The organism is Bradyrhizobium sp. (genome assembly GCF_016462955.1).
Taxonomy (GTDB): domain Bacteria; phylum Pseudomonadota; class Alphaproteobacteria; order Rhizobiales; family Xanthobacteraceae; genus Bradyrhizobium.
On record NZ_JAEMSD010000446.1, the window covers coordinates 4,107 to 5,731 of the forward strand.

Sequence of the window (1,625 nt, forward strand, 5' to 3'; positions counted from 1 at the left end):
CACCGCATAACCGGCGTGGCCGGCCAGGGCGTCGAGGCCGACATCGTCGGCGACGTCGCGAGATGCGGCACCGTTGCCGGCACGCTTGCGTAGAGAAGGGCGGGTGTCGGCGCGGGCTACTGATGACGTCACGTCACGGTCTCCTGTTGACCGACCTTAGCGCCTCGATGCCCGGCACGGAAGATTGTTGTTGACGACAACAATTGCCATGCCCAACATTATGGACAAGGCGGCCCGGAACGAGGCTGCGGCCGATCCCGGATCGGGTGGAGGAGGAAGCGCATGACACTCGCCCCAGCTCGTGACGCTGCAAGCCTGTTCGCAAGCCCACGGACCGTCGCGGAGCATCGGCCCGACGGCAGCATCGTGCTGCGCTCGCCCGAGCCTCTCGGCGCGTGTGCGCGCTGCACCGGCGACTGGCTGGAGCAATGGGCGCAGCAAACGCCCGACACGGTCTTTCTGGCCGAACGCGGCAATGTCGAAGCGCCCTGGACCACCGTCACCTATGCGCAGGCGCTGCGGCGGGTGCGCGGGGCTGCGTCCTGGATTTTGGCGCAAGGGCTCAGCGCCGAGCGCCCGCTCGCGATCCTCTCCGACAACAGCATCGACCATGCGTTGCTTGCACTCGCCGCCCAGCATGTCGGTGTGCCCTCGGCGGCGATCTCGCCGGCCTATTCGCTCATGTCCAGGGATTTCGACAAGCTCAAGAGCATGATCGCGCTGCTCGGTCCGGGCGCGATCTATGTCTCTGCGACCAAGCCGTTCGCGGCAGCACTGGCCGCCATCAAGCCGATGCACGATGCGGAGATCATCAGCGGCAATGCCGACGATGCTGATGCGCTGTCATCCGATGCGGTCGCCGCAACGCCCGAGACGCCCGACGTTGCAACAGCCTTTGCCGCGCTCACGCCGGACACGATCGCAAAATTCCTGTTTACCTCCGGCTCGACCGGCACGCCCAAGGCGGTCGTCAACACCCAGCGCATGCTGACTTCGAGCCAGCAGGCCAAGGCGCAGACGTGGACCTTCCTCGAGCAGAGCCGCGGCAATCTCGTCATTCTCGACTGGCTGCCCTGGAGCCACACCTTCGGCGCCAACCACAATTTCAACCTCGTGCTGCGCAACGGCGGCTCGCTCTATATCGACGGCGGCAAGCCTGCCCCCGGCCTGTTCGCGACGTCGCTCGCCAATCTGAAGAGCGTGATGCCGACGGTCTATTTCAACGTTCCGCGCGGCTTCGACATGCTGATCGCGGCGCTGCGCAGCGACGAGGAATTGCGCCGCCGCTTCTTCTGCGAGGTGAAATTCGCCTTCTATGCCGGCGCCGCGTTGCCGCAAAATCTGTGGGATGCCTTGGCAGAGCTTTCGATCAGGACCGTCGGCCGCGCGTTACCGATGGTCTCGGCCTGGGGATCGACCGAAACCTCGCCTCTCGCCACCGATTGTCATTTTCTCGCGGAGCGCTCCGGCAATATCGGCGTGCCGATTCCTGGCACCGAATTGAAGCTCGTCACCTCCGGCGACAAGCTGGAGGTGCGGGTGCGTGGCCCCAACGTCACGCCTGGGTACTGGAAGGCGCCCGAACTGACCAGGCAGGCGTTCGACGAGGAGGGCTTCTATCTGAT

General features: G+C 65.2%; 1 protein-coding gene. It reads left to right on the forward strand.

Annotation, left to right across the window (positions count from 1 at the left end; translation table 11 throughout):
• Positions 1-282: 282 nt before the first annotated feature.
• On the forward strand, positions 283-1,625 hold a 1,343-nt coding region (locus JHD07_RS31215; protein ID WP_291629131.1), incomplete at its 3' end, for an AMP-binding protein.